The organism is Actinomadura fibrosa, assembly GCF_900659615.1.
GTDB lineage: Bacteria > Actinomycetota > Actinomycetes > Streptosporangiales > Streptosporangiaceae > Spirillospora > Spirillospora fibrosa.
Genome location: NZ_CAACUY010000014.1, coordinates 45,618 through 60,583 on the forward strand (window position 1 = coordinate 45,618; position 14,966 = coordinate 60,583).

General features: G+C 68.9%; 14 protein-coding genes and 1 pseudogene. 9 read left to right on the forward strand and 6 right to left on the reverse strand.

Going from position 1 to position 14,966, the window contains the following annotated elements:
- Positions 1-55 precede the first annotated feature (55 nt).
- Positions 56-1,942 carry an OmpA family protein gene (locus E1300_RS08225; RefSeq protein WP_131756268.1) on the forward strand — a complete coding sequence of 629 codons (1,887 nt, stop codon included), beginning with the start codon at positions 56-58 and terminating at the stop codon, positions 1,940-1,942.
- A 90-nt stretch (positions 1,943-2,032) separates the two neighbouring features.
- Positions 2,033-2,266, forward strand: a complete 234-nt coding sequence (locus E1300_RS08230) for a DUF6458 family protein (RefSeq protein ID WP_131756269.1) — start codon at positions 2,033-2,035, stop codon at positions 2,264-2,266.
- 49 nt (positions 2,267-2,315) lie between these two features.
- Here E1300_RS08230 and E1300_RS08235 read toward each other — a convergent pair whose 3' ends face one another.
- From E1300_RS08235 to E1300_RS53880, 4 genes are all read right to left on the reverse strand, one after another.
- Positions 2,316-3,698, reverse strand: coding sequence for a dihydrolipoamide acetyltransferase family protein (locus E1300_RS08235; RefSeq protein WP_131756270.1), 1,383 nt, complete (start codon positions 3,696-3,698; stop codon positions 2,316-2,318).
- Positions 3,692-4,642, reverse strand: coding sequence for an alpha-ketoacid dehydrogenase subunit beta (locus tag E1300_RS08240; protein ID WP_242619017.1), 951 nt, complete (start codon positions 4,640-4,642; stop codon positions 3,692-3,694). The genes E1300_RS08235 and E1300_RS08240 overlap by 7 nt, the downstream gene beginning before the upstream one ends.
- Positions 4,643-4,671: 29 nt before the next feature.
- A complete protein-coding gene (gene pdhA / locus E1300_RS08245; RefSeq protein WP_131756272.1) occupies positions 4,672-5,808 on the reverse strand; it encodes a pyruvate dehydrogenase (acetyl-transferring) E1 component subunit alpha in 1,137 nt (378 codons plus the stop codon).
- Between the two features lie 349 nt (positions 5,809-6,157).
- Positions 6,158-6,793 carry an ATP-binding protein gene (locus E1300_RS53880; protein WP_370784534.1) on the reverse strand — a complete coding sequence of 212 codons (636 nt, stop codon included), beginning with the start codon at positions 6,791-6,793 and terminating at the stop codon, positions 6,158-6,160.
- 102 nt (positions 6,794-6,895) lie between these two features.
- Here E1300_RS53880 and E1300_RS53885 point away from each other — a divergent pair.
- The 4 genes and pseudogenes from E1300_RS53885 to E1300_RS08260 form a co-directional block, all read left to right on the forward strand.
- A pseudogene (locus E1300_RS53885) lies at positions 6,896-7,069 on the forward strand (helix-turn-helix domain-containing protein); the annotation flags it as partial.
- Between the two features lie 25 nt (positions 7,070-7,094).
- Complete coding sequence (locus E1300_RS53890; RefSeq protein ID WP_370784536.1) at positions 7,095-7,532, forward strand: Scr1 family TA system antitoxin-like transcriptional regulator; 438 nt, start codon at positions 7,095-7,097, stop codon at positions 7,530-7,532.
- Positions 7,495-7,704, forward strand: a complete 210-nt coding sequence (locus tag E1300_RS08255; protein WP_131756274.1) for a DUF397 domain-containing protein — start codon at positions 7,495-7,497, stop codon at positions 7,702-7,704. The genes E1300_RS53890 and E1300_RS08255 overlap by 38 nt, the downstream gene beginning before the upstream one ends.
- A 114-nt stretch (positions 7,705-7,818) precedes the next feature.
- Entirely contained in the window at positions 7,819-8,922 is a 1,104-nt protein-coding gene (locus E1300_RS08260; protein ID WP_131756275.1) for a glycoside hydrolase family 20 protein, read from the forward strand.
- On the opposite strand, the gene E1300_RS08265 is transcribed toward E1300_RS08260, so the two are convergent.
- Positions 8,923-11,310, reverse strand: coding sequence for a hypothetical protein (locus E1300_RS08265; protein WP_131756276.1), 2,388 nt, complete (start codon positions 11,308-11,310; stop codon positions 8,923-8,925).
- A gap of 101 nt (positions 11,311-11,411) precedes the next feature.
- Positions 11,412-13,031, reverse strand: a complete 1,620-nt coding sequence (locus E1300_RS08270) for a hypothetical protein (protein WP_131756277.1) — start codon at positions 13,029-13,031, stop codon at positions 11,412-11,414.
- A gap of 94 nt (positions 13,032-13,125) precedes the next feature.
- Here E1300_RS08270 and purS point away from each other — a divergent pair, with 94 nt between their 5' ends.
- The 3 genes from purS to purQ all read left to right on the forward strand — a co-directional run bounded on the left by purS (position 13,126) and on the right by purQ (position 14,834).
- Positions 13,126-13,368, forward strand: a complete 243-nt coding sequence (gene purS / locus E1300_RS08275; protein WP_207399557.1) for a phosphoribosylformylglycinamidine synthase subunit PurS — start codon at positions 13,126-13,128, stop codon at positions 13,366-13,368.
- 245 nt (positions 13,369-13,613) lie between these two features.
- Positions 13,614-14,054, forward strand: coding sequence for an ATP-binding protein (locus tag E1300_RS08280; protein ID WP_165502735.1), 441 nt, complete (start codon positions 13,614-13,616; stop codon positions 14,052-14,054).
- Positions 14,055-14,153: 99 nt separating this feature from the next.
- Complete coding sequence (purQ, locus tag E1300_RS08285) at positions 14,154-14,834, forward strand: phosphoribosylformylglycinamidine synthase subunit PurQ (protein WP_131756280.1); 681 nt, start codon at positions 14,154-14,156, stop codon at positions 14,832-14,834.
- Positions 14,835-14,966 lie beyond the last annotated feature (132 nt).

A 14,966-nucleotide genomic window follows, 5' to 3' on the forward strand; every position in this document is an offset into this window, starting at 1 on the left:
ATCACTACTGTGGAGCATTCCTCCCGTCTCCTCCAGCCACCCCCCGGAGAAGCCGATGCCGGGCCGATCACCGCGCTCCCCGCACGCCGCCGCCCCGCACGCCGTCCCGCGCGTCGTCCCGCGCGCCGCCGTCGTGCCGCACGTCATGCCGCGCGGCGCCGTTCGTGCCGTCCCCTGGCCGGTCTCGGTGGCCGCGTCCGCCGCGATCCTGCTGCTCGCCGCGGGCTGCGCGGACTCCGCGAAGGCGGAGAAGGCCGACCCGCCGACGGTCACCGCGACCGCCCCGAGCCCGAGCGCGACCCCCTCGGCCGCGACCCTGCTCATCAAGGAGGGCTATTTCGGCGCGGCGGACGGCCTGCACGCGCGCGTCCAGATCGCCGGAGTCCAGCGGCTGGCCGGACGGTCGGTGCTGCGCTACACGGTGACCTCGCTGGACACCGCGCCGAAGACGGTGCCGTTCACCGTCCGCCTGCTCGACCCGGTCGGGCGCAAGCTGTACCGGCAGACGTCCCAGGGCGGCCAGACGGGCGAGCAGTTCCAGCCGAACGCGGCGCGCGAGATGACGGCCGAGTTCCCGGAGATCCCCACGAGCGTCACCAAGCTCACGGTGCTGACGACCGGGACCGCCGGGGAGTTCACGGGCGTCCCCGTCACCAGCGACGCGCCCAGCACGGGCGCGCCGAGCCCGAGCCCGAGCGCGTCGCTCGGCGCGGGCAGCGGTACCACGGTCCCGGGAATGAGCCCGAGCGCGAGCGTCTCGTCCTCACCCGCGCCGGGGCAGCCGCTCACCGTTCCGACCTCGACCACCTCGTCGACGACCGGCTCGTCGCCCAGCCCGAGCGGTTCGTCCTCGCCGAGCCCCGGCACCACGGCCTCCGCGACCCCGAGCATCCCGCAGGCCACGGGCAGCAACCCCGCCGACCTCTACGAGATCACCGAGGGCGAGGTGGAGGACGTCACGGCCGGCAATGCCGACGCGACCATCAGCCTGCGCACGGACGTGCTGTTCAACGGCGGCACCGCCACCCTGTCGAGCCGCGCCAAGCAGATCCTGGACGCCACCGCCAACAAGATCAAGTCGGCGGTGGACCCGGCGAAGCGGACGCTGACCTTCACCGGGCACACCGACAGCGGCGGTGACGACGCGCACAACCTCGCGCTGTCCAAGGACCGCGCCGAGGCCGTCCAGAAGGAGATGAAGGCCAGGCTCGGCGGCTCCTACACCTACTCCGCCGAAGGCAAGGGCGAGAGCGGCCCCGTGGCCAAGGAGGGCGGCTCGGACGACGCCCAGGCCAAGGCCCGCAACCGCCGTGTCGAGATCTCCTACAAGGTGACCCAGACGACCTCGTCCCCCGGGACAGCGACCCCTGGATCGTCGAACACTGCGACCCCTGGGACGTCCAGCACGGCGACGCCTGGGACGTCCAGCACTGCGACTCCTGGGGCATCCGGCAGCGCGAGCCCGGCGCCGTCCTCCAGCGGCGCCGGTGGAGTGGGAGCGCCTGCCGCGTTCCGTCCACAGGACGGCGCCACCGTGACGAGCCGCAGCGCCAAGTTCGGCAACGACAAGCGCCGCCTGGAGGTCAAGCCCTTCTACCGGGACGGCGCCTACATCGTCGCCGTGTTCGACATCGTCAACGAGGGGCCCGGCACCACACCCCCCACCGCGAACTACGCCCACAAGGACTACCCGGGAGGCGTGTTCTCCGCGTTCTCCGTGTCCGTCTCGGGCGGCAAGGACGTCTACCGGGCAGTACGCGTCGGCACGCCGGACGACCAGGGAGCCGCGCCGTACGTCGACCCCGGCCTCGCGACCTTCCGAACGGCGGTCAACGCCCCGTCCCGCGGCTTCATGTACCTACCCGCGCCGCCAGGCAACCCTTCCTCGGTGGTCTTTGACGCCGGTCCCTTCGGAAAGGTGAACAGCGTCCCGGTCTCCTGAACAGGCTCCCGACCGGCCGCCTCCTCTGGCGTGACCGCCTGGCTGAACGGATAGTTGAGGGAACACCGCCCGCGGCCGGGAGGTCATCGCATGGGTGTCGGCGTCAGCATCTTCACGATCACGCTCGGGCTGATCCTCAAGTTCGCCATCCGTCCGGACGCCATGAACGACCCGGTCGACATCCACGTGATCGGCGTCATCCTGATCATCGTCGGCGGGGTGACGTTCGTTCTCCAGGTCCTGCTGATGAGCCGGGCGAGCCGGTCCGGCCAGGACGACCGCCGCGGCCGCCTCTACGACGGGGACAACCCGCCCAAGCTCTGAGCGCCGCCCCGGCGGCCGGGCCGAACCGCGGCCCGGCCGCCGGACGCGCTCATCCCCAGGCGAGCATGCGGAGCGGATCCTCCAGCATGTCCCCGACGTCGCGGAGCACCCGCGACCCCAGCTCGCCGTCCACGATCCGGTGGTCGAACGACAGCGACAGCGTGGTGACCTTGCGGATCGCCAGCTCGCCCTCGTGCACCCACGGCATGTCCCGGATCTGGCCGAACGCCAGGATCGCGGCCTCGCCGGGAGTGATGATCGGCGTCCCGGTGTCCACGCCGAACACGCCCACGTTCGTGATCGTGATCGTCCCGTCGGACAGGTCCGCCGGAGTCGCCTTGCCCGCGCGCGCCTTCGCGGTCAGCTCGTTCAGCGCGCGCGCGAGGGCCGGCAGGCTCAGGTCCTGCGCGTCCTTGACCTTCGGGACGATGAGACCCCGCTCGGTCGCCGCCGCGATGCCGAGGTTCACATAATGCTTGACCACGATCTCCGCGCCGTTCGGACCGTCCGCCCACGACGAGTTCACCATCGGGTTCCGCGCCACGGCCGTGAGCAGCGCGCGCGCCACCAGCAGCAGCGGCGACACCTTCACGTCCGCGAAGTCCGGCAGCTCGCGGAGCCGCCGCACGCTCTCCACCGTCCGCGTGACGTCCACCTGGAGGAACTCGGTGACATGCGGCGCGGTGAACGCCGACGCGCTCATCGCCGCCGCCGTCGCCTTCCGGACGCCCTTCACCGGCACCCGCTCCTCGCGGACGCCGGGAGCCGCCGGAGCCGGCCGGGGCCCGGCCTGCGCCGCCAGCACATCGTCCCTGGTGATGGAGCCCTTCGGACCCGTCCCGGTGATCCCGGCGAGATCGACGCCGAGGTCCTTCGCCAGCTTGCGGACCGGCGGCTTGGCCAGCGGCAACCCGCCGTCCACAGGCTGTGGACGAGCGGGCGCGGGGGCCGTGGGCGTGGGCGCGGGGGCCGCGGCGGACGGGGCCGCCCCGTTCGCCGCCTTCCGCGGACGCCGCCTGGTCGCACCCTCCTTCACCCCGTACCCGACGAGGACGGGCTGCCGCTTCGGCTTGTCCGGCGACACCATGCCCGGCTCGGCGACCGACGGCACGACATCCTGCTTCAGCGCCGCCGCCTGCGCCGGAGGCTCGGACACCGGCGTCGCGACACCGCCCTCCGCCCCCGCGTCCACCGTGATGATCGGCACCCCGACGTCCACGGTCTGCCCCTCGGTGACCAGGAGCTCGGCCACCACGCCCTCGAACGGGCACGGCAGCTCGACGATCGCCTTCGCCGTCTCGATCTCCACGATGGTCTGGTTGACCTCGACCTGGTCGCCCGGCTGGACGTGCCACTTGACGATCTCGGCCTCCGTCAGGCCCTCGCCCACGTCCGGGAGTTTGAACTGCTGCTGGCTCACCGGCGTCACCACGCGAAGGTCCGGTCGACCGCGTCCAGGATGCGGTCGAGATCGGGCAGGTACTGGTCCTCGACCCGGGACGGCGGGTACGGCGTCGAGAACCCGCCCACCCGCAGCACCGGCGCCTCCAGCCGGTAGAAGCACCGCTCCGTGATCCGCGCGGCCAGCTCGGCGCCGAACCCGCCGAACACCGGCGCCTCGTGCACGACCACGCACCGGCCCGTCCGCTCCACGGACTCGACGACGGTCCCGATGTCGAGCGGGTTGAGCGAGCGCAGGTCGATGACCTCGATCGACCGCCCCTCCCCGGCCGCGGCCTCCGCGGCCTCCAGGCACGTCTTGACCGACGGCCCGTACGCCAGCACCGTCACGTGCTCGCCCGCCCGGACGACCTTCGCGTCGTGCAGCGGCGTCCAGTCCGTCCCGTCGACGTCGACGTCCGCGCGCTCCCAGTACCGCCGCTTCGGCTCGAAGAAGACCACCGGGTCCGGCGACGCGATCGACTGCTGGATCATCGAGAACGCGTCCACCGGATTCGAGCACGCCACCACCCGGAGCCCCGCCGTGTGCGTGAAGTACGCCTCCGGCGACTCCGAATGGTGCTCCACCGCGCCGATGCCGCCACCGCACGGGATCCGGATCACCACGGGCAGCGACACCGCCCCCAGCGACCGCATCCGCATCTTCGCCAGCTGCGTGATGATCTGGTCCGCCGCCGGGAACACGAACCCGTCGAACTGGATCTCGCAGACCGGCCGGTAACCCCGCAGCGCGAGCCCGATCGCCGTCCCGATGATCCCCGACTCCGCCAGCGGCGTGTCGATCACACGCTCCTCGCCGAAGTCCTTCTGCAGGCCGTCCGTCACCCGGAAGACACCACCGAGCTTCCCGACGTCCTCACCCATCACCAGGACCTTCGGGTCCTTCTCCATGGCCTTCCGCAGGCCCGCGTTCATCGCCTTGCCGAGCGTCAGCGTCTCAGCGGTCACGACGCCACCCCTTCGTCCTCGAACGACGCCAGGTAGGCGGCGAACTGCTCCTGCTCCTCGGTCATCAGCGGATGCGGCTCCGCGTACACGTGCTCGAAGATCGACAGCGGCCGCGGGTCCGGCAGCGCCAGGCACGCCGCCCGCAGCTCCTTCGCCAGCCCCTTCGCCTCGTCCTCGACGCCCTCGAAGAACCCCGCGTCCGCCAGGTCGTTGCGCACCAGGTACGCCTTGACCCGCTCGATCGGGTCCTTCAGCTTCCACGCCTCCTCTTCGGCCTTCAGCCGGTACCGCGTGGGATCGTCCGTCGTCGTGTGGGCGCCCATCCGGTACGTGTACGCCTCCACCAGCGTCGGCCCCTGCCCCGTCCGCGCGTTCTCCAGCGCCTTCCGGGTGACCGCGAGGCAGGCGAACACGTCGTTCCCGTCCACCCTCAGCCCCGGGAACCCGTACCCCTGAGCCCGCTTGTACAGCGGGATGCGCGACTGCCGCTCCAGCGGCTCCGAGATCGCCCACTGGTTGTTCTGGCAGAAGAACACGATGGGCGCGTTGAAAACAGACGCGAACACGAACGCCTCGTTCACGTCCCCCTGCGAGGTCGCCCCGTCCCCGAAGTACGCGATCGTTGCCCCTGCCGACGGCGTGCCCAGCACCCCGTCCCGCTGGACGCCCATCGCGTACCCGGTCGCGTGCAGCGTCTGGCTGCCGATCACGATGGTGTACAGGTGGAACCCGTGCTCCGCGGGATCCCACCCGCCATGGTTCACGCCGCGGAACAGCCCGAGCAGCTTCAGCGGCTCCACGTTCCGGCACCACGCCACCGCGTGCTCCCGGTACGTCGGGAACACCATGTCATGCGCGCCGAGCGCGCGCCCGGACCCGATCTGCGCCGCCTCCTGCCCCAGCAGCGACGCCCAGATGCCGAGCTCCCCCTGCCGGGTGAGGGCCACCGCCTCCAGGTCGATCTTCCGCACGATCACGAGGTCGCGGTACAGCGCCTTGATCTCCTCGGCGGACAGGTCCAGCGGGTAGTCGGGATGCTCGACCCGCTCCCCTTCGGGAGTGAGCAGCTGGATGAGCTCGGGTTCGGCGACCCCAGGGGTGCCTGGCGCGCCGCGCACGGAGTCGATCGTCATCGATGACACTCCTCGTTCGGGGCCGGACCGCGGGATCGCCGCACGCCGGCCGGTGTCAGCGACCTCCGGGCCCCGGTAAGGGACAAAAGCCGCTAACGCCCATGGTGGCAGACATCACACCCCACGCCGCAACCCCTCCCCCCAGCCTCCTACCCACCCATTCCCCCCGCTAGCCCGCCTTACTTCGCGTGACGAAGACGTCCACCCGCAAGAAGCGGATGCGCCCCGTCGGCGTCCGAGCACAAGGCAGCAACCCCGCTTGACCACCCGGTCACCATCGACCGCCAAACCCGAAACACCCCCGCGACCTCCCGGACGGTCAGCAACTCGGGCAACTCCTCCGCGCCGCTCAACAAGCGTCCAAATCTTCGTTGCACCGGACGATGCCCTCGACCACGTCCGCGACATCGACGAGCGGATACCGGACCGTCCCTGTCAAGGGCGTGATCAACGAGATCGTCGAAGACCGCACCCACACCGTGATCGCAGCCCGCACAGACAGAACCGCCATGTCCCACCCCTCACACCCATGCAGCGGCCCCAACCCACGCGCCCTCAACGCAGCCCCCAGCGCCCGCCCCCCCGAATCCAAGTCGACCTGACCGCTGCGCCCACCCTCCGGCACGGGCTGAACGAAGTAGGCGACCTCGGGAACCGTGGCCAAACGCGACCGACTCCGGTGAACACCCCAGGAGCCGCCATGCTCGGCGGTCAGCGCGTCGACGAGTTGCAGCCCACGCCCACTCTCCGTCGCAAGATCGGACCGGACGCACGTCCGAGGCAGCCGCCCCTTCCAAGGCCCACTGTCGAAGACCTGCGTGACGATCTCCGTCCTGGCCCGCCGGACGTACATCACCAACTCCGGGCCCGGGCCGTCCGGCGGCCGCCCAGGAACCCCATGCACGAACGCGTTGGTAGCGAGCTCAGACACGATCGTGACGGCATCGTCCACAACGACGTCCCGCGCCGCCGGGCTTTGCAACACCGCCCCCGCACGCCCAGAGCCACCGCCGCCCCTCGCTCATCCCCCGGCAGCGGGAACGCGACGCAGCCGCCCATAACCAGCCGCCCAGTCGATCACGGCGACATGTCGGGACAATGCGTCGGACCTCCTCCACTCCTGCTCACGACGACGGAGGTGTGCCGACAACTACGGTGGAGTCCGAGCAAGCTCAACTACATCGAGAAGGCGAAGTGGATCGAGCCGACCGATGAGGCCGTAGACCACCTCTGCGAGTTGTACGGCGTCGAAGGGCGGGACCAAGACGCCCTGATCGAGTTGGCGCGTGCGGCACGACAGCGCGGGTGGTGGACGCGCTACGACGACGTCTTCCGCAACGAGTACCCCGGCTTCGAGATCGCCGCTTCCGTCATACGCACCTACCAGTACGTTCTTGCCCGGCCTACTGCAAGAACAGTCGTACTGCGAGGCGTTGCCGCCGATCGTGGGCATCGAGGACCCGGCCAAGATCAGGCGACACATGGAGGCACGCCTCACGCGGCAGGAGATCCTCGTCAGGCCGCAGGACCCGTGCCGCCTGGAAGTTGTCATCGACGAGAACGCACTCGCCAGGATCGTGGACACCATCATCCGTGAGCGTCAACAGCGCCACCTCCTGACGATGTCAGACCTCCCCAACGTTGCGATCCAATTGATCCCAACGACTGTGGGTCGGAAGGGACCGGATGACCCGCATCGGACCGTCCCGCCTCGGCTGGCGTAAGAGCAGCCGTTCTCAGGCCGGCGGCACGGAGTACGTCGAGGTGGCGGCCGCGAGCCCGTCGTTGGCGGTCTGCGATTCGAAGGACCCTGACGGCGCGGTCCGCGTCATGAGCCTCACCGCGTGGCCCACCCTGAGGGCCGAGATCAATCGCGGAGACCACGACTTGCTCTGAGTCGGCCCTCAGGAAGCAGTTCCCTGATCAGCCGCGCCACGCGAACCTTGCCCCGAGGAGCGGTTCGAGCCCAGAACGCTCGTCCGGGACGGGTGCTGCTGGCATCATCGACAGGTGCGTTACAACCGGGTCATCGCCGCTGTAGCCATCGTCGCGGCCCTGACCGCCTGCCAGGGAGGGTCCGATTTCGATCCGACTCCCAGAGCCGTTCGGGCTGGCGAGGTTGTTGTGATCGCTGGCCAGCCGGAGCTTGCGGGTGCGGCCCGTGACGGCGAATACGCGGTGCAGGCCAGCGCTAGGTCCGATGGAGGACTGGCCGTAGACCCCATTGGCGGTCAGATCTACTTCCCTGCGCTCGACGACGATGATCCACGTGTGCAGCGAATCGAGCGGGATGGACGAATCACGGGTATACGAAGTGGGAACCCGGGTGACGAGATCGCACTCCAGGGCGACGGCTTGTGGGTCATGTCATCGTCATTCCGTCTGCTCATGACGCGAGTTTCCATCGCGACTCATGCGAAGACTGAAATCGTCAATCTCAGTGACTTCAAGCACGGGGTCAAGATGCTCGACGCCAAGGGTGCGCCTGTGGCGACCACGATACGAGAGGAGTGGAGTAAGGATTGGCGTGACGCGAGATTCATGATTCGAGGTGACGGGACGCCAGTGATCGTCTCGGGGGAGGGGCGTTTGCTGGAAGTGCAGGAGAAGAACGACTTCAGGGAATGGGAACCCAAGGGTTACCCTGCTGCTCTGAGGCGCCTAACCAAGAAGGCGAAGCTGCGGCCGACTGACATCGTTCCCCTTGGGCGCCAAGGTGCATTGATACTCGGAGAAGGCGGACTCATCCGCATCGACGACAATGGGGAGCTTCGTGAGGTGGCGATTCCGCCCACTGTGGGCGGATTCCAAATGTGGACGACCGCTGTCCCGCTCGCCGATGGGTCGACGCTTCTGCTCGGAGGGCACTCGGCTCAGGAGAAGGAGCCAAGAGTTGGACTGGTGCGGCCGACGGAAGACGTGGTGACGGCCTCCTTCGGACGGGCCGTACCGTGCGATCGCTTCGATGGATCACTGGCATCCGTGGCGGCGTCCGACCCTGGGGGCGTGGCGCACCTGCCTGACGGTAGTTACGTCATCAGCGATAAGGAATGTGGACGGATCTACAACTTCCGGCTCCCTGATCGGCTGACGGGAACTCCCTACGGGAAGTGACTAAGACTTCTTTGGCAGTGGCCGGTTCAAGTCCGCTGTCAACTCGACATGATTCACGACGCTTAGCCCCGTCCCGCCCTTGACGTCGATCTTGGAAAACTCGAAGTTGCGCATGGCCACCTTTAGGTCGCCGTTCTCGTATCCATGCTTCTTCGAGTAGGTGAGGGCCTTGTCGAGTTCTGGGTCTCCGGTGTGGGTGCCCTTCACGAGTTGGATGGCCAGTGCCAGATCGACGTAGAGTTGGTCGGCGTAGTTCGCATACTTCCCGTCGATCTCATCCATGCGCTTCTGGAAGTCGCTGTACTTGATCTTGTCGAGTTCCAGGTCTGTTCCCTTGTTGTAGACATCGGTAGCGCCGGGGACCGCGCCGACCGGTGTGCTGCCGAGGATGGTCGACCCCACATCGCGCAGCATGGTGAATTGTTTCTTGGCCTCTTCGAACTGTGCGAGGGTGAGCTCTTCGTGCAAGGTGCGTTCTTGCCCGTAGGCTGAGATGAGGTTGCCTTCAAGGCGTCCGGCCCTGGTGATGGCGTCATCGAGCTGGTCATGCTTGATTCCCCAGGCGAGGATCTGCTGTCGGTACGCCTGGGCGGCGAGCCCGAGCTGGGTCCAGGCCTTGTCGTCCATGGCCAGGGAGCGCAGGAACAGCTGCATGTCCCTGCCGCCGATGTCGATGTACGTCGCGCCTGTCGCATGGTCGATGTCCGGCGCTCCCTTGCTGCCGCCATCATTGAGACCGGCTATCGCCACCGCTGGGAGGTACGTGCGGGTCATGTCCAGGAGGCCGGTGCGTAGGCCGGAGCCTAGTTCGAGGGCATAGTGCTTGCTGTGTTGAGTGCCCTCCGGGGCCTGGTCCGTCCTGGGGATGACGTCGAACCAGGGCAGCCAGTCTGGTGGGCTGTCCTTGGTGAGGAGCTTGTTGACTGCTTCTCGGCCCTTGTCGTTCCACCAGGCGACGGTCTTCATGATCTCGGCGGCGTTGGCGGCGGCTTGTTCCTCGTGACCCTTCTCTGGGGTGGTGGCGAGTTGGATGACTCGGCCGGCCGCCGTGCCGCCGTCCGGCCAGTCGGGGGCTATGAGGAGCGATGCGTAGGTGCCGCCGTTGCCCCGTGTCAGCCAGGTCAGTGGCTTCGCCTTCTCGGCGTCCTTGATGGTGAACGCGCCTTCGAGTTCCGTGGACGCCAGGGTTCGCGCCGCCGTGAGGTCTTTCTGCTGGGAGATGCGGCCGAGGACGCTCAGAGCGGGATCGTAGGTCGAGAAGGTTTTCAGGTCCTGAACGTTCTCCGGCGGTTCGAGACCCCAGTCCCACCACCAGGGGTGATCCGGCTGGTTCACCGTGATGGTGACCGAGCTTTTGTCGACGAGCATCTTCTCGGTGATGGCGTAGGACGGGTATTGCTGGCGCCAGCGGAGGGCGGCTTTGGCCATGTCGGTGAGGACGGCGCTGCTCCACTTGACCTTGGGGGAGCTGAGTTTGACGAGGAGGGCCTGGCCTGGCATGTCGTCGCCGATGGGGCCTAGGGCGTTGGTGGTGGCGGCGGTGCCGGTTTTCTTGCGGGAGAGGGTTGCTAGGGCTGTGCCTACTTCGCCTAGGAGCTTCTTGTCTTCGGGGGTGAGGGCGTTGCCGCCGTGTTGCTGGTGGAGGCGGTAGGCGAGCTTGCCTATGGAGCCGGGGGTGACGTTGCCGAAGAAGGTGGTGAGGTAGCCGTCGTCCTTGGTGTTGGCGGCCAGGGTGCGGCCCATCTCGGTGAGGAACTGGGGGGTGAAGGACGAGGGGCTTTTCAGGGTGTTGTTGAGGGCGGTGGCTTGGAGGCGGCCCAGTTCTGTCATTTGCTTGCGGCCGAAGCGTTCCAGGTCGGGGACCTGGGTGAGGGGGCTGCGGACGAGGAGGGTGGGGTTGGCCTGGTTCTCGGCGAGGGCGTACATGATGCGGTTGCGCATGCGGGTGGCCTCGGTGTGGCACCAGTAGGCGGTCCGGTCGCAGGCGGTCGTGCTCGGGATGTCGGGGTAGGCGAGGTCCAGGAGGCCGCGGATCATCTTGCCGGAGCTGGGGAGGCGGTCGGCGGCGCGGGTGAGGGCCGTTTCGAGGCGTTCGAGGCCGTTCGGGGAGACGGACGCTATGCCGGGACGGCCCGCGGCGGGGGTGGCGCGGGGGATTTCCGGGACGTCATAGGTGGACGGGGTCTGGTTGAAATAGGCGACGGTGCGCTCGACGTCCAAAATCATGCGGTTGAGTGCGCGGCCGTGGCCCTGGAGGTCGGTGGTGAACGAGGCCGCGGAGCCGCCCTGCCAGATCTGGGGGCCCATCAGGCGGGTCACTTCGGACATCGCGGTTGAGATCACGCGGAGTTCGGCCGTAACGGCGCGCGCGTTGATTTTGAGCACCATGGCCGTCCCTCTCGGCGCTGGGGAGCACAGGGGCAACAGCGTAGGAGGGCGGCGTTGACTGGCGCATCGACTTTCTTTGACGAATGGAGGCAGATAATGGACTATTCGCGCGAGAGTGCCCGGGTCGCTCCGGCGGCGACGGTCAGGCCGAGGATGAGGCCGCCGGCGACGATGAGGTTGGCGATCCACTGGTAGACGCCCTTGGGGGCGAACTCCACCTCCTGGCCGAGGCTGCCGATGGGGAGGAGGAGGTCGAGGGTGTAGAAGAACGCGTTGAAGTGGGGGTGGTGGCCGTCGTCCAGGACGTCGGGCTTGTGGATGGAGAAGACGATCGTCCCGAAGGCGAGGAGGCCGATGAGCCAGCTCGCCGCGCGGAAGGGGCGGTAGCCGTAGCCGACGAGGACGTCCTGGAACCAGCCGACGACCTTGCGGGGGATGCCCTGGGTCTGGCGGCGGTCGCGGGCCTTGGCCAGGAGGACGGAACGGCCGTCGGCGTCGAGGCCGAGGGCGCGGTAGGTCTGGGCGAGGCGCTCGTAGGGCTGGGGGGCGTAGCCGTCGCTGTCGCGGCGGAGCCAGGCGAGCCGTTCGCGGGCGGTGAGGGGCGGTTCGAGGGTCTCGTACTGGAGGCCGTCGAGCTGGAGGCGGGCGGGCCAGGTCTCCCGGTCGTCGCGGAGGAGGTTGATGCGGGCGTACGAGAGGTCCGCGATGCCCTTGATGACCTCCGCCGGGCGGAGCAGGACCTCCTCGGCCTGGAGGCGCTGGAGGCTGAGGGCGGTGCCCTTCTCGTGGTTCAGGTGGGCGCCGCGGAGGCTGAGCTGGCCGGTGACGCGGGCGCCGGCGAAGCTGACGGCGCCGTTGGCGGTGAAGCCGTCGGAGCAGTAGACGTCGGTCTCGACGGCGAGGTCGTCGGCGTTGAGGGCGGTGCGGTCGGGGGCGCTGAGGCGGGCGCCGACGAAGGAGAGGTAGCCGCCGACGCGGGCGCCGCGGAGCCGGACCTCGCCCTCGGCGTTGAAGCCGCCGTCGCAGAAGACGTTGGCGGCGACGTCCAGGCGGCTCGCGTAGAGGGCGGCGCCGGACGGGTTGTACAGGCGCGCCTCGCGGAAGATGAGCTGGCCGCCGACGCGGGCGCCGGGGAGGCGGACCTCGCCGTTGGCCGCGAAGCCCTGGTCGCAGTAGACGTTCGCCTCGACGGTCAGGCGGTCGGCGAGGAGGGCGTCGCCGCCGGGGTTCGCGAGCTGGACGCCGGACATGTTGAGGATGCCGGTGATGTTGGCGCCGTCCAGCCAGAGGCCGCCGGAGATGCGGCTGCCCTCCAGCCACAGGTGGCCGTCGACGCGGGTGCCGGACGCGACGAGGCCGGGGAGCCGGCAGCGCATCAGGTGGACGCTGTTCATGCTGGCCCAGTAGAGGTGGGGGGCCTCGTCGAAGGAGCAGCCGGTGAGCGCGAGGGGGACGTGGACCTCGGCGTGGCCGAGGTTCAGGGAGCCGGTGATGCGGGCCCCGGCGAGCCGGACGGCGGCGACCTGGCCGGGTTCGGAGTCGACGGCGCCGACCAGGAGGGCGACGAGGACCTCGGCCCGGACGAGGCGGTCGTGGCCCCAGCGGGCGCTCTGTCCGGGGTCGTCGAACGCGGGGTCGCCGGAGGACAGGTCGACGGATTCGCCGCTGGGGAAGGCCTCCCAGAGGCGACGCTCCGAGGGGGTCAGGTCCTCGATGTTCATCGGGCGGCTCCGGGGGTGCGGATGGGGTCTGTCAGGCAATGGTGCCGTACGCTTCAGGATCGTAAGGAAACCGCAGACCAGTGAGGGGGCGGTCGTGGCGCGCGTCGTCGTCGACGTCATGCTCAAGCCGGAGATCCTCGACCCGCAGGGCCAGGCGATCGCCCGGAAGCTGCCGCAGATGGGGTTCGAGGGCGTCGTCGCCGTGCGGCAGGGCAAGCGGTTCGAGGTCGAGCTGGAGGGGCCCGCGGACGACGCGGCGCTGGAGCGGGTCGGCAAGATCGCTGAGACGCTGCTGGCCAACCCGGTCATCGAGAACTACGAGGTCCGCGTTCTCTGATCTCAAGTCGGGAATGGCGTGGAATGCCGTTCGGTGACGATTCGTCGCGGAACGTTGTTGGTGCGTTCCAAGAGACTCCCGCCCTTTCACGCCGTCGCCGAGATTTCACGGAAAGACCCGACAGTATAGCGATTACGGAAGATAACGCCGGGGAAGTCTTAGCTCCGTCGAGTCGTCGAGCACGCTCCGGGACCGGGGGTCCGACCAGGAAGCCCGGGGCATGGACACGAGGTGTCCGGGTGGATATGAGATTCTCGCTCGCGCTGCCGCGAGAGGCGCTGAGCATCCCGGTGATTCGCCGAGTGGTGGGGGACGCGCTCCGGGGGCTGGGCGTTTCCGAGGACTGCGTTGCCGATATCCTCGTCGCCGTCTCCGAGGCGTGCACGAACGCCATCCAGCACGCCCGCGCGTCCGGTGACTACGAGGTGGCCGGTTCGGTGGACGACGACGTGTGCGACCTCAAGGTCATGGACTGGGGACGCGGTCCCCGCCCGGCCCCGCAGGACCGGGGGGTTTTGAGCGAGTCCGGGCGCGGGATTAAGATCATGCGGGCGCTGGTGGACGACCTGAACATCGACTCCTCGCCCGACCGCGGCACCGTCGTCCACCTGCGGAAGCGCCTGACCTGGCGAGACGAGGCCCTCGTCCGGCGCCTCGAACGCCGGCTCATGCACAGCGCCGGGTAGATTGGTACGCGCGCGGGGGGATATGCGACGCGCAGCGGGGTGATCGGCGGAGACGTACCCGCCCGTCCCGGCCGCCCTCATTTCGGAGGAACAGAACAGATGGACGCTGCCCGGGTTGGGGTCATCACCTTCCCAGGTTCCCTGGACGACAGAGACGCCGCACGCGCCGTGCGGCTGGCCGGCGCCGAGCCGGTCGCGCTCTGGCACGCCGACCACGACCTCCAGGGAGTCGACGCCGTCGTGCTGCCCGGCGGGTTCTCGTACGGGGACTACCTGCGGGCCGGTGCCATCGCCCGGTTCGCGCCGCTGATGACCGAACTGGTCGCCGCCGCCGAGGCGGGCCTCCCGGTCCTCGGCATCTGCAACGGGTTCCAGGTGCTGTGCGAGACGCACCTGCTCCCCGGGGCGCTGCTGCCCAACGCGGGGCTGCACTTCGTGTGCCGTGACCAGCGGCTGCGCGTCGAGAACGCCGACACGGCGTGGACGAGCGAGTACCGCGAGGGCCAGGAGCTCGTCATCCCGGTGAAGAACCGGGACGGCCGCTACACCGCCGACAGGGAGACCCTTATCGAACTGGCCGACTCCGGCCGCATCGTGGCCCGCTACCTCGACCTCAACCCCAACGGCTCTCTCGACGACATCGCCGGGATCTGCAACGAGGCGGGCAACGTGGTGGGGTTGATGCCCCACCCCGAGCATGCCGCGGAGTCGCTGACGGGCCCGTCCACCGACGGGCTCGGCTTCTTCACCTCGATCGTCAAGAGACTGGTCAACGCATGAGCGAGCAACGGCCCAACGCATCCGGACGGACGGACGGCCCCCAGGACACCTCGGACGAGCCGTCGCTGGAGTGGCTCGGCGAGCTGAAGTCCGACGCCGACGACCCGGAGCTCCAGCCGGTCGATCCTTCGG

What these genes read in the sequence shown, in the direction of transcription:
- E1300_RS08240 (WP_242619017.1), bottom strand. Translation starts at nt 4,642, where the DNA reads ATGAACGCGGGCCTGCGGAAGGCCATGGAGAAGGACCCGAAGGTCCTG.
- E1300_RS08270 (WP_131756277.1), bottom strand. Translation starts at nt 13,031, where the DNA reads ATGAACATCGAGGACCTGACCCCCTCGGAGCGTCGCCTCTGGGAGGCC.
- E1300_RS08225 (WP_131756268.1), top strand. Translation starts at nt 56, where the DNA reads ATGCCGGGCCGATCACCGCGCTCCCCGCACGCCGCCGCCCCGCACGCC.
- E1300_RS08255 (WP_131756274.1), top strand. Translation starts at nt 7,495, where the DNA reads ATGACCCGCATCGGACCGTCCCGCCTCGGCTGGCGTAAGAGCAGCCGT.
- E1300_RS08230 (WP_131756269.1), top strand. Translation starts at nt 2,033, where the DNA reads ATGGGTGTCGGCGTCAGCATCTTCACGATCACGCTCGGGCTGATCCTC.
- E1300_RS08280 (WP_165502735.1), top strand. Translation starts at nt 13,614, where the DNA reads ATGAGATTCTCGCTCGCGCTGCCGCGAGAGGCGCTGAGCATCCCGGTG.
- pdhA (WP_131756272.1), bottom strand. Translation starts at nt 5,808, where the DNA reads ATGACGATCGACTCCGTGCGCGGCGCGCCAGGCACCCCTGGGGTCGCC.
- E1300_RS08265 (WP_131756276.1), bottom strand. Translation starts at nt 11,310, where the DNA reads ATGGTGCTCAAAATCAACGCGCGCGCCGTTACGGCCGAACTCCGCGTG.
- purQ (WP_131756280.1), top strand. Translation starts at nt 14,154, where the DNA reads ATGGACGCTGCCCGGGTTGGGGTCATCACCTTCCCAGGTTCCCTGGAC.